Origin of the sequence: Nocardia sp., from assembly GCF_025465275.1 — a bacterium.
Classification (GTDB): Bacteria; Actinomycetota; Actinomycetes; order Mycobacteriales; family Mycobacteriaceae; genus Nocardia.
The window spans coordinates 1-24,827 of the sequence record NZ_JAODNK010000092.1 but is presented as its reverse complement, the minus strand read 5'-3'; the positions used below and the strand labels follow the sequence as shown (position 1 = coordinate 24,827).

The 24,827-nt window shown below is 65.0% G+C and carries 29 protein-coding genes; 13 read left to right on the top strand and 16 right to left on the bottom strand.

The window, feature by feature from the left end; genetic code table 11:
* Positions 1–171: 171 nt before the first annotated feature.
* The 4 genes from JWN03_RS22145 to JWN03_RS22130 all read left to right on the top strand — a co-directional run bounded on the left by JWN03_RS22145 (position 172) and on the right by JWN03_RS22130 (position 4,692).
* Positions 172–1,737 (top strand): adenylate/guanylate cyclase domain-containing protein, encoded by a 1,566-nt coding sequence (locus JWN03_RS22145; RefSeq protein ID WP_297618178.1) that lies wholly within the window; start codon positions 172–174, stop codon positions 1,735–1,737.
* 138 nt (positions 1,738–1,875) lie between these two features.
* Positions 1,876–2,295, top strand: a complete 420-nt coding sequence (locus tag JWN03_RS22140) for a CD225/dispanin family protein (RefSeq protein WP_297618175.1) — start codon at positions 1,876–1,878, stop codon at positions 2,293–2,295.
* Positions 2,296–2,420: 125 nt separating this feature from the next.
* On the top strand, positions 2,421–3,467 hold the full coding sequence (locus JWN03_RS22135) for an alpha/beta hydrolase (protein ID WP_297618173.1): 1,047 nt from the start codon (positions 2,421–2,423) through the stop codon (positions 3,465–3,467).
* A 142-nt stretch (positions 3,468–3,609) separates the two neighbouring features.
* Positions 3,610–4,692: a GGDEF domain-containing protein gene (locus JWN03_RS22130; protein WP_297618170.1), complete on the top strand. Its 1,083-nt coding sequence runs from the start codon at positions 3,610–3,612 to the stop codon at positions 4,690–4,692.
* Positions 4,693–4,721: 29 nt separating this feature from the next.
* Here JWN03_RS22130 and JWN03_RS22125 read toward each other — a convergent pair whose 3' ends face one another.
* Positions 4,722–5,525: an SDR family NAD(P)-dependent oxidoreductase gene (locus tag JWN03_RS22125; protein ID WP_297618167.1), complete on the bottom strand. Its 804-nt coding sequence runs from the start codon at positions 5,523–5,525 to the stop codon at positions 4,722–4,724.
* A 72-nt stretch (positions 5,526–5,597) separates the two neighbouring features.
* Here JWN03_RS22125 and JWN03_RS22120 point away from each other — a divergent pair, with 72 nt between their 5' ends.
* On the top strand, positions 5,598–6,494 hold the full coding sequence (locus tag JWN03_RS22120; RefSeq protein WP_297618163.1) for a MarR family transcriptional regulator: 897 nt from the start codon (positions 5,598–5,600) through the stop codon (positions 6,492–6,494).
* Between the two features lie 31 nt (positions 6,495–6,525).
* Here JWN03_RS22120 and JWN03_RS22115 read toward each other — a convergent pair whose 3' ends face one another.
* Both JWN03_RS22115 and JWN03_RS22110 read right to left on the bottom strand, forming a co-directional pair.
* Positions 6,526–6,735: a hypothetical protein gene (locus JWN03_RS22115; RefSeq protein WP_297618160.1), complete on the bottom strand. Its 210-nt coding sequence runs from the start codon at positions 6,733–6,735 to the stop codon at positions 6,526–6,528.
* A 272-nt stretch (positions 6,736–7,007) separates the two neighbouring features.
* Entirely contained in the window at positions 7,008–7,970 is a 963-nt protein-coding gene (locus JWN03_RS22110) for an Lrp/AsnC family transcriptional regulator (RefSeq protein WP_297618157.1), read from the bottom strand.
* 119 nt (positions 7,971–8,089) lie between these two features.
* Between JWN03_RS22110 and JWN03_RS22105 the strand changes: the two genes are divergently transcribed.
* The 4 genes from JWN03_RS22105 to JWN03_RS22090 all read left to right on the top strand — a co-directional run bounded on the left by JWN03_RS22105 (position 8,090) and on the right by JWN03_RS22090 (position 11,499).
* A complete protein-coding gene (locus JWN03_RS22105; RefSeq protein ID WP_297618154.1) occupies positions 8,090–8,890 on the top strand; it encodes an inositol monophosphatase family protein in 801 nt (266 codons plus the stop codon).
* Positions 8,891–8,903: 13 nt separating this feature from the next.
* On the top strand, positions 8,904–9,527 hold the full coding sequence (locus JWN03_RS22100) for an NADPH-dependent F420 reductase (RefSeq protein ID WP_297618152.1): 624 nt from the start codon (positions 8,904–8,906) through the stop codon (positions 9,525–9,527).
* 185 nt (positions 9,528–9,712) lie between these two features.
* A complete protein-coding gene (locus JWN03_RS22095; RefSeq protein WP_297618150.1) occupies positions 9,713–10,408 on the top strand; it encodes a TetR/AcrR family transcriptional regulator in 696 nt (231 codons plus the stop codon).
* A gap of 119 nt (positions 10,409–10,527) precedes the next feature.
* Positions 10,528–11,499, top strand: coding sequence for an AurF N-oxygenase family protein (locus tag JWN03_RS22090; RefSeq protein WP_297618147.1), 972 nt, complete (start codon positions 10,528–10,530; stop codon positions 11,497–11,499).
* A gap of 43 nt (positions 11,500–11,542) precedes the next feature.
* Here the strand turns inward: JWN03_RS22090 and JWN03_RS22085 are convergent, their stop codons facing one another.
* The 6 genes from JWN03_RS22085 to JWN03_RS22060 all read right to left on the bottom strand — a co-directional run bounded on the left by JWN03_RS22085 (position 11,543) and on the right by JWN03_RS22060 (position 15,992).
* The gene (locus JWN03_RS22085) at positions 11,543–12,562 is read right to left on the bottom strand and encodes an alpha/beta hydrolase (protein WP_297618144.1); all 1,020 of its coding nucleotides are present in this window, start codon (positions 12,560–12,562) and stop codon (positions 11,543–11,545) included.
* 209 nt (positions 12,563–12,771) lie between these two features.
* Positions 12,772–13,713, bottom strand: coding sequence for an alpha/beta hydrolase (locus tag JWN03_RS22080; protein ID WP_297618385.1), 942 nt, complete (start codon positions 13,711–13,713; stop codon positions 12,772–12,774).
* A 317-nt stretch (positions 13,714–14,030) separates the two neighbouring features.
* Positions 14,031–14,504 carry a carboxymuconolactone decarboxylase family protein gene (locus tag JWN03_RS22075; RefSeq protein ID WP_297618382.1) on the bottom strand — a complete coding sequence of 158 codons (474 nt, stop codon included), beginning with the start codon at positions 14,502–14,504 and terminating at the stop codon, positions 14,031–14,033.
* A gap of 169 nt (positions 14,505–14,673) precedes the next feature.
* Complete coding sequence (locus tag JWN03_RS22070; RefSeq protein WP_297618141.1) at positions 14,674–15,117, bottom strand: SRPBCC family protein; 444 nt, start codon at positions 15,115–15,117, stop codon at positions 14,674–14,676.
* Positions 15,118–15,180: 63 nt separating this feature from the next.
* Positions 15,181–15,534, bottom strand: coding sequence for an ArsR/SmtB family transcription factor (locus JWN03_RS22065; RefSeq protein WP_297618138.1), 354 nt, complete (start codon positions 15,532–15,534; stop codon positions 15,181–15,183).
* Positions 15,531–15,992, bottom strand: coding sequence for an SRPBCC family protein (locus JWN03_RS22060; protein WP_297618135.1), 462 nt, complete (start codon positions 15,990–15,992; stop codon positions 15,531–15,533). The genes JWN03_RS22065 and JWN03_RS22060 overlap by 4 nt, the downstream gene beginning before the upstream one ends.
* A gap of 130 nt (positions 15,993–16,122) precedes the next feature.
* Here JWN03_RS22060 and JWN03_RS22055 point away from each other — a divergent pair, with 130 nt between their 5' ends.
* Entirely contained in the window at positions 16,123–16,572 is a 450-nt protein-coding gene (locus JWN03_RS22055) for a VOC family protein (RefSeq protein WP_297618132.1), read from the top strand.
* A 23-nt stretch (positions 16,573–16,595) separates the two neighbouring features.
* Here JWN03_RS22055 and JWN03_RS22050 read toward each other — a convergent pair whose 3' ends face one another.
* Positions 16,596–17,186, bottom strand: a complete 591-nt coding sequence (locus JWN03_RS22050; RefSeq protein ID WP_297618128.1) for a TIGR03086 family metal-binding protein — start codon at positions 17,184–17,186, stop codon at positions 16,596–16,598.
* 123 nt (positions 17,187–17,309) lie between these two features.
* On the opposite strand from JWN03_RS22050, the gene JWN03_RS22045 reads away from it, so the two are divergent.
* The 3 genes from JWN03_RS22045 to JWN03_RS22035 all read left to right on the top strand — a co-directional run bounded on the left by JWN03_RS22045 (position 17,310) and on the right by JWN03_RS22035 (position 18,794).
* Positions 17,310–17,546 carry a hypothetical protein gene (locus JWN03_RS22045; protein ID WP_297618126.1) on the top strand — a complete coding sequence of 79 codons (237 nt, stop codon included), beginning with the start codon at positions 17,310–17,312 and terminating at the stop codon, positions 17,544–17,546.
* A gap of 87 nt (positions 17,547–17,633) precedes the next feature.
* On the top strand, positions 17,634–18,323 hold the full coding sequence (locus tag JWN03_RS22040) for an alpha/beta fold hydrolase (RefSeq protein ID WP_297618123.1): 690 nt from the start codon (positions 17,634–17,636) through the stop codon (positions 18,321–18,323).
* Between the two features lie 213 nt (positions 18,324–18,536).
* Positions 18,537–18,794, top strand: a complete 258-nt coding sequence (locus JWN03_RS22035) for a reverse transcriptase domain-containing protein (RefSeq protein ID WP_297618120.1) — start codon at positions 18,537–18,539, stop codon at positions 18,792–18,794.
* Positions 18,795–18,896: 102 nt separating this feature from the next.
* Here the strand turns inward: JWN03_RS22035 and JWN03_RS22030 are convergent, their stop codons facing one another.
* From JWN03_RS22030 to mptB, 6 genes are all read right to left on the bottom strand, one after another.
* The gene (locus JWN03_RS22030; RefSeq protein ID WP_297618117.1) at positions 18,897–20,252 is read right to left on the bottom strand and encodes an outer membrane protein assembly factor BamB family protein; all 1,356 of its coding nucleotides are present in this window, start codon (positions 20,250–20,252) and stop codon (positions 18,897–18,899) included.
* Between the two features lie 336 nt (positions 20,253–20,588).
* Positions 20,589–22,055: a HEAT repeat domain-containing protein gene (locus JWN03_RS22025; RefSeq protein ID WP_297618115.1), complete on the bottom strand. Its 1,467-nt coding sequence runs from the start codon at positions 22,053–22,055 to the stop codon at positions 20,589–20,591.
* 285 nt (positions 22,056–22,340) lie between these two features.
* Positions 22,341–22,658 (bottom strand): hypothetical protein, encoded by a 318-nt coding sequence (locus JWN03_RS22020; RefSeq protein ID WP_297618112.1) that lies wholly within the window; start codon positions 22,656–22,658, stop codon positions 22,341–22,343.
* Between the two features lie 138 nt (positions 22,659–22,796).
* Positions 22,797–23,219 (bottom strand): VOC family protein, encoded by a 423-nt coding sequence (locus tag JWN03_RS22015; RefSeq protein WP_297618109.1) that lies wholly within the window; start codon positions 23,217–23,219, stop codon positions 22,797–22,799.
* Positions 23,220–23,320: 101 nt separating this feature from the next.
* On the bottom strand, positions 23,321–23,683 hold the full coding sequence (locus JWN03_RS22010; protein ID WP_297618106.1) for a VOC family protein: 363 nt from the start codon (positions 23,681–23,683) through the stop codon (positions 23,321–23,323).
* Positions 23,684–23,713: 30 nt separating this feature from the next.
* The coding region (gene mptB / locus JWN03_RS22005; RefSeq protein ID WP_297618103.1) for a polyprenol phosphomannose-dependent alpha 1,6 mannosyltransferase MptB at positions 23,714–24,827 on the bottom strand (1,114 nt) is incomplete at its 5' end.

Genomic DNA, 24,827 nt, shown 5'->3' with positions numbered 1-24,827 from the left:
ATCGACTGCCAAACAACCTCCGGCATCGCCGGACATCGGTGCACGCTATACGACGTCGGGGATTCGATCGCCTGACCAGCAGTAACCGACCTGGGACCATCGCGAATACACGGCACAACATCGGCCCGGCAGACAACAGCACCGGCACGGGGTCTCGCCTAGGCTGCACGCATGGTCGAGGGTGAGGGGGTCAAGCAGGCGCTGGGCGCGGCTCCATGGGGATCGCGGCTGCTCGGGCCCGCCGAGGAAGGGGCGGTGTCGCGGCGCGTGCGCGTGCAGGTGCTGCTGACCGTGCCGCTGATCGGCGCGAATCTGGTCGGCATCGCGGTAGCCATGGTGCTGATCGGAGTGGTGCTCCCGGGACCGTCGGTATTCACACGCCGATTGGTGCTGCTGAACTTCGTGGCAACGCCGCTGTACGCGGCTCTGGCACTGCTGCTCGGCATGGTGTGGGGAACGATCTGGGGACTCCGGACGCTGCGCTGGTCGATCGAACCGGACCGGGTACCGGACGCCGACGAGCGGCGGGCAGCCGCCAGTGTGCCCAGACGGCTGGTATTGCAGCAGGCGCTGCTCTGGCTCGGCGGGATGGCGGTGCTCACGCCGCTGTACGGGCTGGCAGATCCGGCATTCGTGCCGAAATTCGTGCTGGGCATCGGGTCCAGTGCGATTGTCGTATGCGCCAACAGCTATTTGGCCGCCGAGTTCGCACTGCGATTCGTCACCGCGCGGGTGCTCGATGCCGCGCCGTCACGGCAGTCGCGCGGACTCGGCGTGTTCGGGCGCTCGGCACTGGTGTGGATGCTGGGTTCGGGCACCCCGGTGGCATTGCTCATGGTGATCGCGATCCTGGCCCTGGGCGGCGTGGATATCAGTACCGAACGGCTCGCGGTCTGCGTGCTCTCGCTCGGCGGCGCCACGCTGGTCTTCGGCGGGCTCCTCATGACACAGACGCTCGGCGCGACGGTCGCACCCATTCGCAGCGTGCGCAACGCGCTGCGGCGGGTCGAGGACGGCGACCTGGAAGCGGCGGTCACGGTCTACGACGGCACCGAATTGGGGGAACTGCAAAGCGGTTTCAACCGAATGGTGCAGGGATTGCGTGAGCGGGAACAGATTCGGGATCTGTTCGGACGCCATGTGGGCCATGATGTCGCTGCGGCCGCGCTGGAGCGCAATCCGGAGCTGGGCGGCGAAGAGTGTGATGCCGCAGCGATTTTCATCGATATCATCGGCTCCACCACCATGGCCGCGACCCGGCCGGCGCGCGAGATCGTGACTATTCTCAATGACTTCTTCGGAATTGTGGTCGACGAGGTCGAGCGATACGGCGGACTGCTCAACAAGTTCGAGGGCGATGCCGCGCTCGCGGTCTTCGGCACGCCCGCCCTGCTACCCGATGCGGCGGGCTCGGCCCTCGCGGCGACCCGTGCCATCCGGCAGCGCCTGTCGAGCGAGACCACCGAATTCGATGCCGGTATCGGTGTCGCTGCCGGACGCGTCGTCGCCGGCAATGTCGGGGCCCACCGCCGCTACGAGTTCACGGTCATCGGCGATGCCGTCAATGAGGCTGCGCGCCTGTGCGAACTCGCCAAGAGCGATGAGCAGCGTGTGCTGGCCTCCGCGAGCACCGTGGATGCGGCAGAAGCCGCCGAACAGAAACACTGGGACCTCGGCGAATCGGTGACACTCCGGGGCCGGATCCGGCCGACACGCCTGGCTCGACCCCGTCTCTAGCGGGGATTCAGCAACCGTGCAGGAACGTCACTGGTGTCTCACCGGCGATTCACTGGCGTTCACCAGACTTCAGTGACGTAATCGACCTCATAGCAGGTGGCGAACAGCGCCTACCTGGTAATTCGAAGAGGTTTCACAATGACGAACCCGAAACCGGAACCGGAAGCAGACACTTCCGCCACCGAGCAGATCGCTACCGAACCCGCACCGGAGACTACCGAAACCGAGCCGGTCTCGCCGCCCACGTTCCCCGTGCGCCGACCGCCGAACAATGTGGGCTGGGCGGTCGCATCCCTGATCGTCTTCTGGCCGCTGGCCTTCTCGGCATTCACCCACGCGCTCAATGTGTTTCCGCTCTGGAGCGAGGGTGACGTCGAGGGCGCGCAGCATGCCTCGAACCGGGCCCGCTGGCTCGGCATTCTGTCGCTGTGGATCGGCGGCGCTCTCATCGTGCTGTTCGGGGCGCTGTATCTGATCCTGATGATCGTGATGATTCATCACGGGCACCACCACCACAGCTGGTCGGGCGGGCAGGGTCCGCGTATGCACCGCGGCTGACCGGCACGCCCGACGCGCCCTGAATCGCAGACCGCACGCGATCGATGAATATCCCTCCGGACAGGTGTCCGGTTGATACTCTCATCGCCACACCGAGCAGGTGGTCAGCGAAAGGCACTGCGGGCATGCACGATTCGATGTTCCACCGGATGCCGCGCTGGAGCCGTATCCGGGCGGGTAAAACGCGGACCACCGCGCACTTCCCGTCCGCCAGCGCTACGGTTCTGACCATTCTTGTCACCGCGTGCACGGTCGGCGTCCTCGGACCGGGGCCCGCCGCCGCCGACCCCGTGCGCTTGCCCGGTACGGTCGATATCCCGTGTGCCGGAGGCACTCTGAACCAGAGTGCCGACTGGTATCTACCCTCGGGCCAACCACGCGGCCTGGTCTGGGTGCAACACGGGTTCGCACGCAGCAATGACAATGTCGCAGCACTCGCCGAAACTCTCTCCACGGCAGGCTATCTCGTCTTCGCGCCCAGCCTCCCGTTCCTGAATCTCGACGGCTGCACCTTGCAGAACCTCGGCAGCAATACGCCGTTCCTGGATCACATTGCCGACTTGTTCGCCACCGCAGCCGATCCCACCGGAGTTCTCGCGCAGAGCCTCGCCGCGGCGGCCACCCACGCCGGTCGCCCGATCCCGGAGATGCCGGGACTACTCGCGTTCATCGGTCACTCGGCGGGCGCGGAAGCTGTCGAATATGTCGCACACCGGCTGCACTCGACCTACCCGACGACCTGGCAGAACCTCCGCGGACTGGTACTACTGGACCCGGTGAAGTCCTTCCTGGGCGACAACACCGACCGCGCACTCACCGATCTGGACGCCACCGATCTGCCCGTCCTGGCTGTTTCCGGACCGCCCTCGCTGTGCAATAACTTCGGCAGTGGCACGACCGCCCTGCAAACGCTGCTGCACCGGCCGTTTCTCGGTGTCCGGCTCCCCGCCGGAGAACATACCGACGCCGAAGGAACCAGTTCCGATGCGCTCGGCGAATTGCTCTGCGGAGTGCCACAGGCCGGCAATGTGGACGCTGTGCAGCGGCTCACCACGGGCTGGACCGACGACTTCTTCACCGGTGCCCGCACGACCGGCTACTACCCTGACGATGTCCGCGCACCTGGGCTCGTATGCGCTATGCCAGGAGCCCAGCCGCTACCGGCCACCTGAGCCGGTGTGGGCCGCGCCTACGGCAAGGCCCGAGCTATCGAGTCTTACACTGGGTGGCGTCTGACAGGTGAAATCGCAATGACCCGGACTTCGTGGGTATGGCGGGTCTTGCGCGGTGCATGACCGAGACCAAACGGAGCCCATGGGCGGCAGTGCAGGATTATTGAAATCGTGGTGGCGAGATCCGATCGATCGCCGCTGGCTGGTGCACGTCCTCGAATCCCATTCTGTGCTGCGCTGGGAGCAATGGTCCGTCGGTGCGGGCGGGCTCGTCATGGCGTTCGTGGCCGCGGCGACGGCAGCCTCACCCGGTGGCCCCTCCGATACGTCGGGGCGCGTGATCTTCGGCATCATCGTGGTCGGCGCCGTGCTGTGGGCACTGCGGTGGTGGTTCGGTCCGTGGCCGAGCGCGAAGGAATCGCTGATTCTGTTCGCCGCCGCGGATGTGAGCATTACGGTCGGCTGTCTGCAGGACTCGAATCGGGTGTACGGATCGCTGGGCGTCATTCTGCTGGTGGTGACCGGCTCCTATCTCACCTTCTTCCACAGTCCCAAAGTGCTTGCCGCGCATGCTCTCTGGTCGGTGCTGTCGGTGCTGGTGTTGTCCTGGCACATGGTCACCGGCGGGGGCGACATATTCCTTGCCACCGCCATCGTCCTGATCGTCATGGCCGCACTGGTGGTGGCGCTGCCCTCGCTACAGTTCATGTTCTGGCTGGTGCAGACCGAATCGATGTCGGATCCGCTGACCAAACTGATCAATCGGCGCGGACTCGAATTCCATTTGGGCAGAATGTTCGCCACCAGTGATCTGGCTCAGATCTGCGTCATGATCGTGGACCTGGACGGGTTCAAAAGCGTGAACGACCGCTTCGGGCATTCGGTGGGCGACGACGTGCTGATGCGGACTGCGCAGCGAATCCAAGCGGCCGCGACCCCCGATCTGATCGTGTCCCGGACCGGCGGTGAGGAATTCGCCGTTGTCGGGTTGATGTCCCCCGAGGAGGCGAGTGCCGCGGCCGAACTGTTCCGGCAGTCCGCCGCCGCCCAGCACACCGTCCCGGTGACCGTCAGTATCGGCGTGGCGATCGGCGGCGATGGTCCGCATCCGACGCCGCAGGTGCTGTTGCAGCGCGCCGACTCGGCGATGTACCAAGCCAAACATGACGGCGGGAATCGCGTGGTCATCGACGAGGCAATTCGGCCGGAAGTACGCCGAAGCTGATCTCCCTGCCCGATATCAGCTTCAGGTGCTCAGTTGACCGTGGAGACCAATCCGCCGTCGATGCGTAGATTCGCTCCATTGACAGAAGCGCTGAGCGGACTGGCGAGGAAGGCCACTGCGCTCGCGATCTCGGCGGGCTCGACCAAACGGTCGGACGGGTTGGCCAATGGCCCATCGAGCAGCATTCGAGTCGCGGCGGTGACATCGTCGCCCAGACCGTGGCCCTGCGCGAAGGTCCGGGCGAAGTCCCACCAGCCGTCGACCAGGACCGGGCCGGGGCTGATGGTGTTCACCGTGATTCCGGTGGCCGCCAATTCCTTCGACAGGCTGACGGTGAGGTTGGCCAGTGCGGCTTTCGCGGCGCTGTATGCCGCCCGCATCGGAAGCGGATCGGGGTGTGCCGCGCTGCCGACCTGAATTACTCGGCCCCACTGACCTTCTCGCATCTGCGGTGCCAGCGCGTGGATCAGCCGCACCGCTGAAGCGACATTGGTGTTGTACAGCGCGAGCCAATCGGCGGCGACGGCAGTGGTCCAGCCGTCCGCGCCGAGGCCGCCGGCATTGTTCACCAGAATGTCTATGCCACCGAAAGCTGTTGTCGCGCTTTCTGCTACGTCCTTCGCGGTCGCATCGGACGCCAAATCTCCCAGCGCGACTGCCGCCACGCCGCCGGCTGCCGTGATGGCGTCGGCGGTGGCCTTCGTGCGATCGCCGTCGCGCCCATGAACGACGACGGCGACGCCTTCAGCAGCCAACCCGAGCGCGATCGCCCGGCCGATGCCGCTCGATGCTCCGGTGACCAGTGCTCGCTTGCCCTGCAGTTGTAGGTCCATATATGGCCCAGCTCCTTGATTTGGATCAATAGCTTGAGTCCAAGCTATTGATCCGAAGCGTAAGCTGACCGGGTGTCATCGTCAACCCGTGCGCAAGCTGGCCCCGAGGGCCCGAAGGATTCCGTGGATCGGCTGCTGGCCGGATTGACGCTGTTGCGGCCCGAGCTCGATCACTCACCCGTAGCGGTGGTCCAGCGCCTCGGACGCGTACGCCGCATTATCGAGGCAGAAGTCGAGGCCGGGTTCGCCGAATTCGGGCTCACCGGGTCGGACTACGTCGCGCTGGCGACCTTGCGCCTGGACGACCGCAGCGACGGGGTTTCGCAGCGGTATCTGATGCGCGAGCTCGGGCTGACTTCCGGCACGATCAGTGTCCGCGTCGATCGACTCGTCGAGCAGGGTTTGGTCACCCGTTCCCCCGATCCGGCCGATAAGCGCAATACGCTCGTCGCCCTTACTGCGGTGGGGCGCGAACTGTTCGACCGCGTCACGCCCGCGCATCTGAGCATCGAAGATCGACTACTCGCCGCGCTCGATCCAGAGCAGCGCGAGGTCCTCGAGACCATCCTGCGCCGATTGCTGGTGTCATTCGAAGGATCGGTTCCCGACGACGAATTCCCCAGACTGGGAATGGTTTTGGCACCAGCCCACATTGCCGTCCAGATGCGCCGAGCGGTCGGGCTCCCCGAGTTCACCGGCCTGCTGGTCCGGGAGGTCGAGCCCGACTCTCGGGCGGAGCGCGCGGGAATCAGAACCGGCGATGTGCTGCTGCGGGCCGGCGACCGAGATCTCCGCTCGATTGCCGCATTGCACATGGCACTGGGAGCGGCGACAGCGGCTGGGGCACTGCATATCTCGCTGGTTCGCGGCGTCGACACCCAGTATGAGGCCACTCTCGATGTGGGCCCGCATACCGCTGACACCGGTACTGCGCCGACCACACATACCAGCGGCACACACCTGATCTGACGCCGATTCCGGCGAATTCCGGTGGGCGAATTCAGCCCATATCCGGACGACGGTGACGGCCGCCGCTTTCCGGCTCGAGCTCGTACGGGCCGGCATCCGGCAACTCGACAGTTGGCGCGTCGAGCGCGCCGCGAAGACGAACGAGAAAGGCATCCACACTGCCATATCGATGCAGAACATCGGTCAGTAGTTGCTGTGTCGTCAACAACTGCTGAATCTTCGGCACTGTCACCGCTGTCATCGCCACCCTCACCTCGAATGTACGTAACAAGCTCGTACGGTGGGAGTTTCGCCCGGCTGCAAAAAGCCACCGGGAGAGCCGAGCAAAACCCCCACCACCCGAACGGACCCAGGGACTTACCCCACACCTCCTGGACCGCACATCACTGTAGCGGCACGGCTCGCCGCAGCGGAATGGGCAATAGATGACTTATCGTGCCAACTTCTTTCCTGCGGGCAAACACTCGGACACCGAATTTTAGAGTGGCACAACGGTACTAGTTTCGGTCACCGCTATCGGATCGTCGCGCCTCGATAGCCAGCGCGCTGGACTGCGCGTCCGACGACGCTGGTATCGACCGTCGCGATGTCCAACGGGCCGAGGGTATCGGTCACGAATTCGTAGAGTCCGGGCAGATTGCGACAGAACACCGTGGCGAGCAGATTTGTGGGACCGGTCGTGGCCATGACGCCGTGCACTCGGGGATCGCCGGCCAGTCGTAATCCGGTGTCGTGCAGGCGGCCCGGTGACACGCTCATCCAAATATGCGCATCGACCAGGTAGCCCATGAGCGCCGCGTCAATGGACACATGGGTGCGCAGCAGTCCCATCGCGCGCAGCCGGTGCAGACGGCGGCGCACAGTGGATTCGGATTGTTCTGTCGCAGTGGCCAATACGGAGATGCCGAGGCGGGCGTCCTGAGTCAGCTGGGTCAGCAATTGTTTATCGGCTTCATCGGGTGCGGCGGGCTCGGTCGCCTCCGGCGGCGTCAGCGCAGCGATCTCGCCGGGAGTGAGATATCCGGCGCGCCAATCGGCGGCGTCCGCGAAGACGTGCAGCACCGACAGGGCGCTGGTGGATACCACGGCACTATTGGCCGGAAGCTGCTCGGAGATCAGGCGATCCCGCGAATGCGGATCGGCGATCGCCAGTGCGACGATCTCGTCGCCACTGAGCGTGATGTCCACGAACGGCACATCCGGGCGCCGGGCGAGCGCATCGGCAATGGAATCTATCCGGCCTCGAAGCACCTTGGCGCGCAACACCATCGACGCTTCCGCTGGATAGGAGGTGCGCGCCGGGACCCGCGTCACCAGCAGCCCCGCCGACCGGGTCAGCCTGGACAACCGGCGCGAGATCGTCCGGCCGGAGACGCCGAGCGCCTCGCCGATCTGGGCGACCGGCGCGAAACCGTCGATCTGCAGGGCCGAGACGATTCGGCGATCCAGATCGTCCAGGGTGATGTCCGATTCCACGCTTGATCCCTTCTATTTTGTCCAGAATCAAGCATATCTGCCTTGGTGAGCGCCTCTCACGTGTGCAGCGCGGATAGAACTGTCCGCAGCAGCCACGCCGCACAGCGAAGGAGAAGACCATGACCAGCGCGACAATCGAGGTCACACAACTCGAGCAAGTGGTAGCGACCGTGCACACAGCGGGCGCTCGCCAAGCCGAGGCGTTGGCCGCCACGGGGCCGGTGCCCAGCGACTGGGACGGTATCCGCGCGGCACTGACCCGCAACGACCAACTGGCGGAAGACATTCTGCGTCCTCGGTTGCAAGCCGTACGACCGCGTGCGAACTGGGCTGAGGAATTCGAGACCGGGCCGCTGGGCGAGGGCGAATGGTGGGTGGCCGACACCGCGGACGGCAATATCAATGCGGTGCACGGCCTGCCGGAGTGGACAGTGGCCGTGAGCCTGGTCCGCGACGACACCACGCTGCTGACAGTCGTGCACGCTCCGCTTTCCGGCGAGACCTATACCGCGCTTCGCGGCGGCGGCGCGTTCCGCAACGGGCTGCCGATCCACGTGTCCGGCAAGACCGATCTGGCGGTGGCCATGGCCGCGACCGCCCAAGCCGCCCCGGGGCGAACCGAGCGGAGCGACGACGAGGGCCGATCGATCGCCGCAATGTACCGAAACGCCCTGGTCGTGCGGTCCGGCGTGCCGTCCACACAGCACCTGGCACGGTTGTCCACCGGACAGCTGGATGTGTTCTGGCTGCACGGACGGGACCGGTCCGCCGCCATGGCCGGCGCGCTGCTCGTCACCGAAGCGGGCGGTGTGGTCACCGATATCACCGGCGGGGCGTGGACCCCCGCCTCCGACACTTTCCTGGCCGCGGCGCCCGGCGTACACGCCGCCGCCGTCACCGCACTCACCCCGAACCACTGAAGCAGGAGCAACCATGACCACCATCGCTGTCCTCGGAGCCGGTCGCGTCGGCCGGAATCTTGCTACCGCACTCCATTCCGCCGGCCATACGGTGACGTTCGGCGCGCGCGGCCCCGTGGAGCTGTCTCCGCAGATTGGCACCGCTTCATTGGCCGAGGCGGCCGCGGGCGCCGACATCATCATCAACGCACTGCCCGGAAATGTCTCCGTCGCAGTCCTTTCCGGCATTGCCGACGAATTGACCGGAAAGGTCCTCGTCGACGTCGCCAATGCGACCGACCGCGGACCGGACGGCCTACCCGGCCAATTGATCTATCCCACCAGCAGTCTCGGCGAAGAAATACAACAAGCGCTCCCCCACACCCGGGTTGTCAAAACTCTCAACACCATGCTCTACACCGTCATGACCACCCCCGCGTCCCTGCCCCACCCCGCCACCGCCTTCCTCTCCGGCAATGACGACCAGGCAAAACAGTGCGCCGCAGCACTACTCACCGACCTCGGCTGGCCCGCCGACTGGATACTCGACCTCGGCGACATCACCACCGCCCGAGCGCCCGAGGCATTCACGCTGCTGACCGCCCCGCTCCTGAGGACCTTCGGATTCACCCCGTTCGCCCTGACCATCAGCCACTGAACGCCCCGAACGTCCCATTGCTATAAGTACGCGCTCCGCATCCTGCGTATGCCGAACTGACCTGTCGTCGCGGTTCGAACCGAACTGCAAGTCGAGAGGTGTCGGTTGGCTGAGCCCGCGGGGGCGGTCAAGGGGTTGCGGGGTGGTTGGTCTTGGGGGTGGAGGTTTGGTGGAATGCTGGGTGGATGGTGGTAGCGAAGGTTGTCGGTGGGCGTTGGGGGGATCACAATGCCGAGCGGCGGCGGGTGATTATGGATGCGCTCATCGAGTTGATCGAGGAGTGTGAGCTGGGGGCGGATATTCCATTGCAGGCCATTGCCGATCGGGCCGGGGTGAAGCGGTCGGTGATATATCGGCATTTCATTGATCGGAAGGATCTCGACGCGCGGACTCGGGAGCATGCGGTCGAATCACATGCGGATGAGGTGATGCCGACCCTCGATCCCGATGACACGTTGCGGGAGACGATCTTTCGGTCGATCGATGTGTACGTGATGCTGGTGTCGGCGAATCCGCGGTTGCAAGAATGGATCGAGCGGGGGCCCGGGAGCAATGAGCCGAACGGGCAGGCGATTGTGACGGGCACCAAAGCCGCTGTGGCCAAACGGATTGCGTTCCTGTTCGAGACGGCCGCCGCCGTTCTCGGACAGACCGATCCGGCGATCGACGTGGCCGCGTTCTCGATAGTGTCAATGGTGGACGGCGCGGTGACGCGGTGGTTGCACACGCAGCCCGAGGGCTGGGGCGCGGCCGATGTGAGCCGGATGCTGACCGAGTCGATCGTGTTCCTGGTCGACGGTCATGCCCGTATGCGGGGATTGGAGGTCAACCCCGATATCCCGGTCGGCGAGCTGCTGGCTCACGCGTCGGCCGCGCTGTAAGCCGATCCATGATCGCGACATACTGTCACGGTCAACCCTTGTTCGACCTGACGTGCCGAGCTACCGTACTCCTATGACCGCGACATGGTGTCGCGATCAGGGGTTCGAGGAGACAGCCGATGACGTCCACCACCCACGCCACGTCCACCGCTGAGCAGTACACCGACGCACTCGTGACACTTTCGGAAGGATCGGTGCATCGGAAATTCGATCCCTTCCTCGATATCCCCTGGGACGACCCGGCTTTCGCGGTGGTGCCCGACGATGAACGCTGGATTCTGCCGACCGCCGATCCGTTCGGCGCGCACCCCTGGTACCGAGCGCTGCCGCGGGAGAAGCAGATTCGCATCGGGATGTGGCGGCAGGCCAATATCGCCAAGGTCGGGCTGCAGTTCGAAAACATCCTCATTCGCGGGCTGATGCAGTATGTCTTCTCGCTGCCCAACGGGTCGCCGGAGTTCCGCTACAGCACGCACGAGGCTGCCGAGGAGTGCAATCACACCCAGATGTTCCAGCAGGTGGTCAATCGAATCGGCGTGGATGTGCCGGGGATGAGCCGCCTCACCCGAGCGCTCGGCCCGATCGTCCCGCTGGTGCCGATCGTGTTCCCGACCTGGTTCTTCATTATGGTGCTGGCCGGCGAGGAACCCATCGATCACGGCCAGAAGTCGATCCTGCGCTCGGACTCCGAGATGCATCCGATGATCACTCGGGTCATGCAGATTCATGTCGCCGAGGAAGCCCGGCATATTTCGTTCGCCCATGAATACGTCGAGCACCACGTACCGGAACTGTCGGCGATCAGCCGCTTCGCGCTATCGGTCGTCACGCCCATCACCATGCGGGTGGCACTGTGGTTGATCGCGGTTCCCCCGAGCCGCTTCCGGCGCGAATTCGACGTGCCGCGTGCGGTTTTCAACGATGTCTACTGGCGGAGCCCCGAATCACGCCAGGCATTGACCGACTTCTTCGCCGATGTACGCATGCTGATCGGCAATGCCGGCTTGATGAATCCGGCCTCCCGGCTCATCTGGAAGATTCTGCGTATCGACGGCAGGCCCGCGCGCTACCGCAGCGAGCCCACCGCCTGACCGTGCCGGTAGGGGTCCCGGTGCCGGACCCCTACCGAGTCGGTCAAGGCTGAGTCAGACCCATGCCCTGGGCCAGCAGCGGCCAGGACGTGTGCAGCGCATCCTCCCAGTACGACCAGCGGTGCGTACCGATCGGATTGAACTGGTAGGTCGCCGGGATGCTCAGCGAATCGAGCTTGTCCTTGAGGTTGTGGGCGCAAGCGTTGACCGCACCCTCGATCACCATGCCTAGACCGAGGTTCACGGCGCCCATGGGGCCGGCGCCGTTCATGTAGTACTGCACGTCTCCCATGACCGGGATACCGCTACCACTGGAGATGTAAAGCAGTGTGTCGCGCAGCTTTTCGGCATTGATGACCGGATCGTTCGCAGCCCACAGCGGGCCGTCGGACGGGCCGTACATATTCTTCGTATCGCCGCCGGCCCACGTCTCGGTGGAGAGCTTGACGAAGGCCTGACCCGCCGGGTCGGCGATCTGCGCGCAGCCACTGTAGGCGGCGACGGACTTCCACAGACCGGGCTTGGCCTCGGCCAGCTGCAGCACCGAGGTACCCGAGGTCGACAGGCCGGCCAGGGCGTTGAGACCGTTGGAGTGGAGCGTGTCGTCGAGCAGCGGCGGCAGTTCTTCCGTGAGGAAGGTCTTCCACTTGTTCAGGCCGAGCGCCGGATCCTTCTGCAGCCAGTCGGTGTAGTAGCTGCCGCGACCACCGATCGGCAGCACGACATTGACCGGCTTGTCGCTCAGCCAATTGAGGGCATCGGTACTGCCCTGCCAGCTCGCGCTGCCCTCGCCGCCGTCCAGCCCGCTGAGCATATAGAGGTTCGGTGCGGGCTGGGAATCGTCGAGCGGACGCTGCACATCGACAGGGATTTCGGTATCCATAGCCGCCGAGTACACCTTCAGGTGCCAGGTGCGGCCATCCTTGGAAACGGAAGTGACGGAGGGGGCCTTCTGCGGATCCGCCGAAGCCGTGCCGGCGAGGAGCGCCACGGACAATGCGGCGGTGAGCGCTAGAGCGGTGGTCCGGACGGAGGCCACGCTGCGTAGTGCGGAGAGCTTCATAAACCAGTCAATCCAATCCGTGGGTCACCCCAGCCTGTGCTTCGCCGGGCCCGCAGGCTGCACCGTCCATGCCGCTGCGTTTTCCGTCGAAGCGAAACTGTCACTCGAAACCTGTGCGCCGACTATCGAAATCGACACATAGGCGGCCCGAAGGCCCGTATGACCTTCCCATGCAACCGGCTTCGGCTCAAGCCCATCTGGACGAGTGGTTAGTTCGCCAGTCCCATCCCCTGCGCGAGCAACGGCCAGGACTCCTCCAGGGCCTGCTGCCAGTAGGGCCAGTAGTGCGTTCCCACCGGGTTGAACTGGTAGGTCGCGGGGATGTTCAGCGAATCGAGCTTGCCCTTCAGATTATGCGAGCAGGCGTTGACCGCGCCCTCGATGATCATGCCGAGCGCGAGGGTCGTCGGGCCGCCGTTGTTCAGGTAGTACTGAACGTCATTCGCCACCGGAATACCGCTGCCGGCGGAGACATAGAGCTGGGTGCCGCGCAGCTTCTCGGCATTGATGACCGGATCGTTCGCGGCCCACAGCGGGCTGTCGGACGGGCCGTACATATTCTTCGTATCGCCGCCGGCCCAGGTGCCGACCGCAAGATTGACGAACAGCTGACCGGCCGGGTCGGCAATCTGCGCGCATCCGCTGTAGGCGGCGACGGACTTGAACAGACCGGGCTTGGCCTCGGCCAGCTGCAGCACCGACGTTCCGGACGTCGAGGTGCCGGCCAATCCGTTCAAGCCGGTGGAATTCAGGGTGCTGTCGAGCAGCGGCGGAAGCTCCTCGGTGAAGAAGGTCTTCCACTCGTTCACGCCCAGGACCGGATCCGGCTTCAGCCAGTCGGTGTAGTAACTGCCCTGCCCGCCGATCGGCTGGACCACATTGACCTGCTTGTCGGCCATCCAGCCCAGCACGTCGGTCTGGGTCTTCCAATTCGCGGTGCCCTCACCGCCGTCCAGGCCATTGAGCAGGTAGAGGTTCGGCGCGGGTATGGATTCGTCGACCGGACGCTGCACGTCAACCGCGATGTCCTTGTCCATCGCCGCCGAGTACACCTTCAAATGCCAGGTGCGCCCATCCTTGGTGACGGAGGTGACCGCAGGGGGCTTCTGCGCATCCGCCGCTGCCGTGCCGCCGCCGCCGAGCAGCGCCATGGACAATGCGGCGGTCAGCGTCAAAGCGGCGGTACGGAAAGCTGTATGCAGCACTCATCACTCCCTATGCTTATGCTTCGTCGGCCCGCACGCTGCACCGATCCCCGTCGCGCTACGTCTTCCGTCGAGGCGGAATTATCAGTCGATGTATTCGGCCATAGATCGGTTAGACCCTGCCACACAAACCGCCGCTACTCAAGATCACAACGCCCCGACGCGAATTCGGCGCGCTGCGCCACACGCATTTACCGCTTTGACCGATTTTCCGGTAGGCGGGACCATCTACCGTCCGATTCGTTGACCAGTGGTTTCGCCCGTCAGTTGAACATCCCCGGTTCGTAACTGCCTGCGGGAGTTCGGGCGATCACATTCAAGCGGTTGAAGGCGTTGATCACGGCGACCACCGATATCAATGCCGCGATCTGGTCGTCGTCGTAGTGCTTGCGGACCTCCGCCCAGGTGTCGTCACTGACGCCGTGGCGGGTATCGGCCAGCCGGGTGCCCTCCTCGGCGAGGGCCAGTGCGGCCCGCTCGGCGTCGGAGAAAACGGTTGCCTCCCGCCAGGCGGCAACCAGGTTCAGCCGCACCGAGGTCTCCCCCGCCGCGGCTGCGTCCTTGGTGTGCATATCGGTGCAGAATCCGCAGCCGTTGATCTGGCTGGCACGGATCTCGATTAGCTGTTGCGTCTCATGCGGCAGCGCTGATTCCCTGAGCAGCTGGCCGACACCGGCTATCCGCTTGCCGATCTTGGCGCCGAGCTCGTTGGTGCGAAGGTTGAATCGAGGTTCCAGTTCCATTGCCCTGTCCTTACATTCAGACCGTGCCGCGGTCGGTGCGGCACACGTACGTAAGGAAGACCCCTGAGCAATGCGGAGTGTGACATGCCAAGACTGTGACGGCCGTCACGTCGCTCGCGTCAAAGAGGCTCGGCGGCAAACCGTTCGGCAGGCCGGGGCTGTGTCAGTTCCAGTTGTCGATCTTGACATCGTGCGGGTCCGGGGCGCCTTTACCGGTCTCGACCAGGGACTTCAGACTCATGAGGAACACTGCCCACTTGGTGCTGCAATGGTGCATGAACTCGACCGGCTCCTTCCAACCCTGGTGATTGAAAAGCACGATGGTGTAGTCGTCGACCTGGCTGATGTCCCAGTCCACGTGGGTGCCGACCCACTCCTCGGGGCCCTCGACGACCTCCCACGACACCCGCTTGCCCGGGGTGAGCTCGCGGACCTTCATATCGAATCCGCCGGCGCCGAAACGGAATTGGAGCACACCGCCCAGGTCATTGCCTTCACCCTGGGTATTGGTCGCCCACCAGCCCGCGAGCCCCTCGGTGGTGGTCAGAGCCGTGTAGACCTCGGCGGGCGAGGACTTGATTCCGACTCTGTGCAGGATGTCTACCATTTCGAATCTTCTTTCCAGTGTTCGTACTTGTATGGGCGTTCAGAAATTCGCTGCTGTGTGAATTCACTGCTGTGTGGCGCGCTGGTCTTTCGTGCGCTGAATAACCTCGGCAATGCGCTTGATACGCCGGAGCCGGGCGTCCCAGGCCGACCCGACCGACGCCAGTTGGGCGACCGCGCGAGCGAGTTGCGCCTCGTCCACGTGGTACCTGCGCTCTCGCCCGGCGGGCGTGGCGTGCACCAGGCCGACACGATCGAGTACGCCGAGATGTTTCGAGATGGCCTGCCGGGTCACGGGTAGCTGCTCACTGAGACTGGTGGCCGTGCCATTGCCGTCGGCCAGCAGCAGGTCGAGCATCCGCCGACGGGTCGGATCCCCGATTGCGGACCAGAGGTCGTCGTCGACGGCAGCGGTCATGGGGTCGACACCAGCCGCGTGACGTATTCCCCTAGTCGGGGAACGAAGGTGTCCCAGCCGATGCTGTGCTCGCGGTACTGCTCCTCCAACTTGGCCACCTCCCAGCCCATCTCGCGGAATCCGGTCTCGGTGAGGCGAATCTTGGTGCCGGCACCGGAAGGGGTGAGCTCGAAGGTCACCAGGAGCGAATTGACGGAGTCGTCGACCTTGCCGTCGGGAAAGCACCAGCGGAAGGAGAACAATCGGGGCGGCTCCACCTCCACCACCGTCATCGGGAGGACATCCACCCGGTCGCCCCAGACCAATTCACCGACCGCGCCGGGTGTCACCTGGAACTCGGCCTCGTCGGTCCACCACTCCGAGATGTGCTCGGGACTGCTGACGACCTCGAAGACCACCTCGGGTGAGGCGTCGACGTAGATCTCTCGTTCGATGCTGCCGTACTCGGTACTTGTCACGCTTCCTCCATATGCAACGTTTGGTTGCACATAAAGCTAGCGAATCGGCCGCGATCGCGCAACCTTTGGTTGCCTATTTCTGACACGACAGGATCGATCGGCAAACGGTGACCCGAGACCGCCTCGATCGATGGTTTGCTGGGTACATGGCACTGAACTGGAAACTGGTGATCGACAGCGCGAATGCGCCTGCCCTGGCGGACTTCTGGGCCCAGGCGCTGGAGGACGAGGACCCCCAGCGCGCTCATCGACCAGCTACTGGCCGCCGGCCACCTCCCCCGACGCAGCCGTTCCCGAGCACAAGGGCCGCAAAACCTTCCGCGGTTATGCCGCAGTCCGCCATCCCGAGGACCCGTTCGATGAGACCAGCGGCATAGGCCACGGCCGGCGGCTGCTCTTCCAGGACGTGGCCGAACCCAAAACCACCAAGAACCGCCTGCACATCGACGTGCACAGCGAGCCCGGCGGCCTCGAGAAGCTCGTCACCCGCCTGGACGATCTCGGCGCCACCCGCGTCCGCGAAATTCGACAAGGGCCCCGCCGGCCACTGGTGGGTCATGCACGATCCGGAAGGCAATGAGTTCTGCGCTTCGTAGGCTACGGCTAGGACCGAATGGCGCTCGCCCACTGCGGGTCTCGGCCGGATGCCGCGACGGCGCGCGTCCACGGGTCCTCGGTATCGGCGACATCGACTACCGCAGCGAACCCTCCGAATTCTCGATATTCCTTCCCGCTGGCGTCGATGATCTGCTGGATCGTCGCCGCCGACTCCTCAGAGACCCGGTACTGCTGACCGGTCGCGCTGGCGACGTCCCAGCCGTGCAGGGCCAGCTCCGCGAGCAGCATCCCGGCGACATCGGCGGCGGGTGTCGTCGCCCAGCCCAGGTCGATATCGCCCTCCCAGGCGGCGGGATCGGACCAGGCGCGCAGCGCTCGATCGAGCTGTGCCGCAAAGTCTTCCGCCCAGTCCGGCGCCGCGGTGAAGTCGCGCCCGGTCAGCTCGTCGGGGATCACCTGACGCAGGGCCCGGCATTCCAATCCGTAGGACGAGTAGAGCACCCAGTGATTGATGAGCACGCGAGTATCGAACTCAGGGCACGGCGTCGGCCCGGACAGCTGGCCCGGGCGGATCTCCCGGGCCACACGGGTGGCTTCGGCGGCACATTCGGTCAGCGCGGTGAAGATCTTGTTCATACCAACAACGCTAGGCAGGGCCGGTCGCCGGGTCTTGGAAGAACGCGTCAGGGCACGGCCGAAGTCGTGCCCTGCGCGCGAGCGCTAGTGAGGCGCCAACTGGGTGACCAGTACTGTCGAACAGTGGTCGCGGTCGACGTGCTGGTTGGTCGTGAGGTCGAGCACGAGCTGCTCGAGGCGTTCGTCCTCGGCAGACCGCCGACGAGCCGGTGCTGGTCATCCGCGGTGAACCGGGCGTGGGCACGACCGCTGTGCTGGATATGGCCGCCGATCCGACTGTGCCCGAACCGGGCCTTCCCGAAGCTCGGCATCACCACCCGTAGCGCCCTTCGCGACGCTTTGGCTGGACAGCCCGACTGAACTACGTCAATTGACGGATTCCCCTGGGCCGGACCGGACCTAGATTCGGTTGTGCCGAACTGAAATTCAGTACAGAGGAGACTCGGAATGAGTGCGAAGAGCAAGACCGTCGTCCTGGTTCATGGCGGGTTCGTGGACGGGTCCGGGTGGCGAGCAGTCTATGACGAGCTCACCAAGGACGGAATCAGCGTGCGCGTCGTGCAGAACGCAACCAAGTCGCTCGACGACGACGCCGCGGCCACCCGGCAGATCCTCGACGATATCGAGGGCGAGGTCGTGCTCGTCGGGCATTCCTACGGCGGCGCGGTCATCAGCGAGGCAGGCACCCACGACAAAGTCACCGCCCTCGTCTACATCACCGCCTTCGCCCCCGACAAGGGTGAGTCGGTGAATACGCTCATCGCCGGCTTCCCGCAGGACGGGCCGCAGCCGCCAATCCTGGCGCCGCAGCAGGGCTACCTCTTCCTCGACCGGTCGAAGTTCCACGAATCCTTCGCCGGAGACCTCTCCGCCCAGGAAGCGGCATTCCTTGCCGATTCCCAGGTCCCGTGGGGCCTGGAGGCACTCGGCGGGCCCATCAGTGAAGCCGCCTGGCGGATCAAGCCCAGCTGGTACCTGCGCGTCACCGAGGACAAGATGATTCCGCCGTCCGCGCAAGCCTCCATGGCCGAACGCATCGGCGCGACGGTCGTCGAAACCCCTGGCAGCCACGCCATTTACGTCTCCCGCCCCGACGTGGTCGCACGCATCATCCGCACCGCAGCGGGCGAAGCCTAGCGTCGAGGTGGCGGCCGTTCACAGCCATCTGTGAACGGCCGCCACCCATCGAAACTGCTGAGTCGAGCGGGCTTTCACTACCGCCAATGGAGGTCGCCGAGCGCCGCAGCTTCCGAACCTCCGTCGGCAAAGATGACCTAACCGGGATATGCCGCCGGAGCCCGATACGACCGCATCAGCCCTAAAGCCGCTGCGGCGCAACGGAATTCCTAGGTGCTGATCGGATATGCCGATGACCTGGTCGCCCTCGGTCACTCCAGGCAGCAGGCCGAACAGATCAAAGCGCAGCTCGCCGCATGGCTGAACCCACGGGGACTGAGCTTCAACGAGGACAAGACTCGCATCACCCATCTCGACGAGGGCTTCGACTTCCTCGGGTTCAACGTCCGCGCTATCGCGGCGCGCATGGCGACTTCGCCGCCCGCCGACTCGGAGCGATCAGCCGCAATCCGATCAGCAACTTCACGTTGACCCAGCCGCACCGACCGAGATGCTGCGGCGCTCAACGCTCGCAGAGAACGGCCGGTGCAGTAACTGGATGCGCGCAAGAGCCGATGCGAATCGTGCTCTCAGCTAATGGAACTCGATGTTCACTGAGCCGGCGTCGGCTGTGACGCCGATCGCTATCCAGTCGGCCCCAGCACCATTCAACCAGCCATGGTAGCGGGTCACTTCACGTCCGGTATCGCGGTCATAAACGACGGCGATGGGACCTTTGTCTGCACCGTCGGCGATCCAAGCTCCGACTACCACCCGATCACCGGCGATGATCGTCTTCGGGTCCTGCGGATAGCCGGGCAGACCGGGGTCGGGAATCGACCATTTCTTGGCCCCGGTTGCTAGGTCGAACAGGGACAGTCCGCCCTGATCTGCGAATGTGCCGAAGAGCAGGGACCGGTCATCGCCGTCGAGGGGACTCCCCGGATCAGTTCCTGTCCAAATGGTCTGTCCGGTCACAAGATCGAACAGCTGCGGAGTTCCGGACGCGGTGACTGCGGCTATCCGCGATCCGGTTCCGATGAATTCGCCACCGAATATGGGCCCCAGTGCGAGCTGACAGTCACCGCTTTTGCGCCGCCCGCTGTACAGGGTGGCGGTGTAGCGGAGTGTGTTGTCACGAGCATTTGTCGTACGAACGTCGACCGCACACTCGCTACGCCCATTGGCGGGCTCGGAATCGGTGATTGCGAGAGCATCGCCGGCACCGACCGCGAACCAGGCGTGTGACTCGCCTCGGCCGGGAAGTACGACGCCGGTTGCCGTATCGACGAGCGCCAGCACGTAAGGATCCGAATCCGGTACCGAGATCGCCTGGTAGGCGGGTTCGATCGGCGCCCGCTCATGCCAGGCCCCGACGGTGTCTTTCTTCACCGAACCACGAGCTGGCGAGGCCCACGTCGGCACGCCGTCTCGGATGCCGTGACGCATCGTGGTGCACACCTGCTTACTCACGGGACCGGTGCAATCCACTGTATATACCGCCTGTCCGAAGGCGACGACGGCGCTTGCACTCGACTGCCAGAGCATGCGCCCGGTCGTCGCCTCGACCACCTCGAGCGGGGCCGGGTCGGACGAGCCCGCCACATATTCCGTGAGCACGATCGTCCCGTCACCGACCCGGTAGAACATCTCCCCGTTGGGCGCCTTGACCTCCCGATGCCAACGCTGCGCACCCGATGTCCGGTCTACCGCGACCACACCGGTCCCCTCCGGCACAATCACGACGTCCCCTACGACGGACATCATTTGCGAACTGTTGCCTTTCTGCGGAATCGACCACAGAGCAGCGCTTTTCGCCGTAGTGGTTACGGTCGCCGCGGCGGTCGAACTCGCCGCCACAGCATCGCCCTGGACTGTCCGGGCCGGTCCCCCACACCCGGTCAGCAGCAACAACCCGACTAGCGCCACAGCAATGCCTAATGCGCGCATACATTTCCCCCGATTTCGACACGTTCAGCAAGCGCGATCCGTACGGCAGCATAGCTGCGGCCCGGCCCGGCCCTGTTCTCCGGTCAGCACTGACCCGGCATGTTCGCCAGGCATCCGAGCCTGGCCGCTGGTGGCCCAGCGCAATCATCCGCTCGCCGGCTGCGCACTAACATGCTGCGTACCGCGCGGCTCGAAACGGTCACGCGGCTCTCCGGAAGATCAACGAGCCGAGACCATTTCGCGCAGGCGGGTGGCCGCAGGCAGTGCAGGCATATGCCGATTATGTGATGTTCTGTTGGCCAGAGGTGTATCCGGTAGCAGATGCCATGAGGGTGGTTATCGGTCGGCGAGGGCGGCCGCTACATACAGGTTGTCGATGGTGCGCAAGGCGTTGGCGGCGGGCGGTTGCCGACCCGAGTTGCGGCAGGCATCCAGTAGCCGGGTGTGCACTGCCCAGGTCAACAGGGGTGGTTCGGAGAGCAGGGGCAGCAGCGGTTCGATGTGATCGCCGAGGAGAGATACTGCCTCGGCGCAGATGCTTCCCCGAAGATCGGTGCGCGCCAGCTCTATCAACCGGTCGTCGAGGTCGCCGGGTGGGGTATGGGCGGCGCAGGTGGCCAGCGCCTCCTGGCCGCAGGTGCCGGCAACCTCGCCGGAGACGATCAGATCCCAAGTGAGCGTTGCGATCTCATGCGATAGTGGCACGAATCGCAGGTTGTAGACCGCGGATTTGCGGACACCCAGTTCCCGATCACGGGTCAGCGCGAGCAGTGAATCCACCTCCTGCCAGCTCGACAGCGCCGGGCAGCACAGCTCGCGCACCTGAGGGTCCGGATGGCCGGACAGAAACGCGGCCAGGCCGGGACGGTCGGCGGCAGGCACACCACTCCAGTGGTCGCTGCGGGGGTAGTAGCTATGCAGCGCGGCCAGTTTCGGCTTCCATGGGCCGTCGGGATCGGAGTACATGGCGAACACCTCCGCAGCCGACGGCACCGACGGCTTGGACCGCCGTGGTCCCGGCGGTCCGGGCGACGGCGCGTAATCGAGTTCAGGCGCGCCGAGCAAGTCTGCGACCGGTGTGAGCCAGTGCCCGATTCGTGACTGCTCATCCTCGAAATCGCTGAGCAGGTCGGCCACGGCATCTCGCGCTGCCGTCGCTCGTGTGTCGTCGCCCTGGGCGATCTCGTGAAGCAGCCGCAGCGTGGCCCGGCTGCGGTAGTAACGCAGCGTGTCGATCGCGGCACAGGCGACATCGGCATCACTGTCGGTGGCGGTACGGTGCAGCGCCGGTTCGGCGGCCACCGGTTCGTCCCAGCCCAGTTGATAGGCTGCAGTCCGCCGCACCGCTGGGTCCGGATGGTCGAGGCCGGCGATCTTGTACTGCTGCCAGTGTGGTTCCTCGAAGGTGATCCCGATTCCGATCAGTCCGTGCCGGTGCAGCAGGTGGTGCGGGTCGCACACGACCGGTTCGAGCAGATCGGCCTCGCCGCGTGTGGCCTGCCGCAGCAAGCATGCGCGGACCAGGTCGTCCCCGGTATCCCACCAGGCGCGCAGTTCGGCGCCCTCCGGGCACATCGCCGATTCCTCCAACACCTGCAGCGCTGCTTGCCGCACCTGGGCCGGCTGGTCGCGGTCACGCCCGATCCCTGCCAGTGGCACTGCCGCGCGCGGATCGCCGAGCCGTGCGAGCGCATAAACGATCCGCTCCCGCCCTCCCGCACCAGGATCGGCCAGTTCCCGAATCAACTCGAACGTCGCTGACCGGTCCTGCTGCTCCGTGATCCGATCCAGTTCCTCTAGCACCAATCCATCTTTGCCGAGCTTCCAGCTTGGAGCCACCGAGAATTGCCGCGCACCAGCACCAGAACTCTCGGGCTCGTCGGTGACACTGTTCGCGGCCCAGCTGCTGCGAGAGGTGTGATCGGTCGCACGCAACGAGTTAGGCCCTTGAATCTCTCCACAGCTGCGTTGTCTGCTCTAAACGGGATGCAGCAGTGACGAATCCGCCCCAGGCGCGCGCGTACCACCCCTTCGGAAGGCTCCGCAGCGACATGTGGGCGACACTGAATCACCGAATACGGTTGCTGGTCAAGCGGGTGGCAGGACCAGATTGCGGCCGTCGAGCAGCTCGATCCCTATCACGCGATGGGATGGACCTGTCGGATCGATCCACAGAAACATGATGGATTCGCCGTCGGATTCCAATATCACTACCCCGCCGCTTGGTGAGCCCAACGGCGCGGTCAACAGGATCGGACAGGTGGGCGTGCAGGTGCACCGACCATAGAACCTCAGGGCGCGAACTGTTCGAGCGAGATTCTCATCCTCGGGTTCAAGCAGGCCGACGATCTCGGTAACAAGATCTGGGAATACCTCCGCGAGGCGTGGGAACTGAACCTCCGTCATGCCCCGAACCATACCGGCGATAACGTACTTCGAAGCGGCCGCGCGGCACGCTCGAAGGTCAACTGGCCGATGGCATCTCAGCATCGCATCGCCGGATACGGTGGGAAGCGATGCTGGTTCGGCGGCCGGACTGCGGCTCTAGCGGGCGGGGTTCCAGGCTTTGTGTACGAGCTCCAGGCGGTTGCCGTCGAAGTCGGCGACGTTGGCGGCGTAGTAGCCGGGGGCGAAATATGCCCGGTCCGCTGGGCCACCTTCGTCGATGCCGCCGGCGTTGAGCGCGGCGACGTAGGCGGCGTCGACGGCTTCGTTGCTGTCGCAGACGATGCCGAGGTACAGACCCGTCTCGCCGGGCCGGCGCTGCCGCAGCCAGATGCTTGATCCGGCCCCGGTGCCGGAGAGGTAGGTGGCGTCGCCGAGGCCGAAGAGGTCCGGGACGTTGTCGGGTCCGGATGCGGCGTCATAGTTCCCGAATTCGCGCCAGCCGAGAGGCTTCAGTGCCTCGGCGTAGAAGCCCAGCGACTTCTCGATGTCCGTGACCGAGATGTACACATGATCGATCATTTCGAGGCATCCTTCCGCACTGCGGAGTTCTTAGGGACATTACCGAATCAACCTGTACCACAACCTGTTTCAAACAATGCGCCGGGCCAGCTCCGGGCGTTTCAGGTAGTCGGTCGGCCGATGACATCGCCCCGGGGGTCGGCGATCTCGACCGTCCAGCCGGTACCGACCTCGAACGGCGCGGCCAGGGGTGTGACACCGAGTTCCGCCAATTGCTCGGCGGCAGCGCGGGCGTCGGGAACCTCGAGCCAGAGCCGCATCGCCGGCGGCGTTCCCTGCCCGGCCCGCAGATCCGTACGGACCGTGATTCCGGGAGCTTCTCCCTTGCCTGTCGCGAACAGTGCGAGGCCGTGCTCGGGTACCTCGAATTTCATGGTCAAGCCGAGCTTGGCACCGTAGAAGTGCTTGGCCGTACCCAATTCACCGACCGGGACGAGCACGTTGTCCACTCCTAGTATCTCCATCACTCAATGGAACCAGTAGCCGAGCACGTTCTAGGAAATACCAGGTGATTGGTTTCGCCAGGGCAGGGTGTTGCGGGTCAGGGCGATGAAGATTGCGGAGACGACTACGGCGGCTAGGGCTGCTTCGATGATTTGGACGACTGCGAAGTCGGCGCCCCGGGGCATTTGGAGGACACCGACCAGGACCGAGAACGCTACTGCCGGGACGCGGAATGCGGGGGTTGTGGCCCAGGCGGCCAAGGGGACGATCGCCCACAGTAGGTACCACGGCTGTACCACTGGGGAGAGGAGGACTATGGCGCCCAGGGCCAGGCCCAGGGCGCCTATGGGGTGCAGGCGGCCGGTCCAGGTGGCGACCAGCATGCGGAGGCTGATGTAGGCGGAGATCGCCTGTGCGATCGGGCGGGTGATGCTCAGTAGGGCGACGGTGTGGTCGCCCAATCCCAGGAGGACGCCGCCGAATCCGGTCACGATGCCGAGAGCCGTGGGGAGCGACATCCAGCTGTTGACGGCTGTGGCGGTGCCGAGGGTGTGGGTCCAGCCGAAGCCGAGTCCGCTGCCCCAGCAGATGAGCAGCGTTGTGGCTGCGGCGACTGCGCCGAGTACGGTCGCGGCCACCAGCAGGGAACCGATTCGCCTGCCCCGGTGCCGGGCCAGTGCCATGCCGACGAAGCCGAGCGCGATGAACGCGGGAAGTTTGACCATCGCGGCGAGGGTGATGAGCACCGCGCCCAACGTCATCAGCGCCCACGCTCGACGGTCCAACGCGGGCGGTGGTTCCGTATCGGTGCCGCCGGGTAGCGCGCGCAGGCAGAACTCCAGTCCGACCAGCATGAGCCCCAGCATCAGCGTGTCGTTGTGCACGCCGGCGACCAGGTGGAACAGCACCAGCGGATTGGCCGCCCCGAGCCACAGCGCGCTCACCGGAGCAACCCCGCAGCGACGTGCCAGTCGCGGTAGGGCCCATACGATCAGCGCCATCCCGCCGAGTTCGAGCTGCCGATGTGCCCAGACACCGTGAACGATGTTGTCGCCGGTGAGTTCGGCGATGCCGCGGCCGATCCAGAGGATCAGCGGGCCGTACGGGGCGGGTGTGTCGCGCCAGATGGTGGGCACATTGTTGGTCAGCACATTGTTCAGGCCG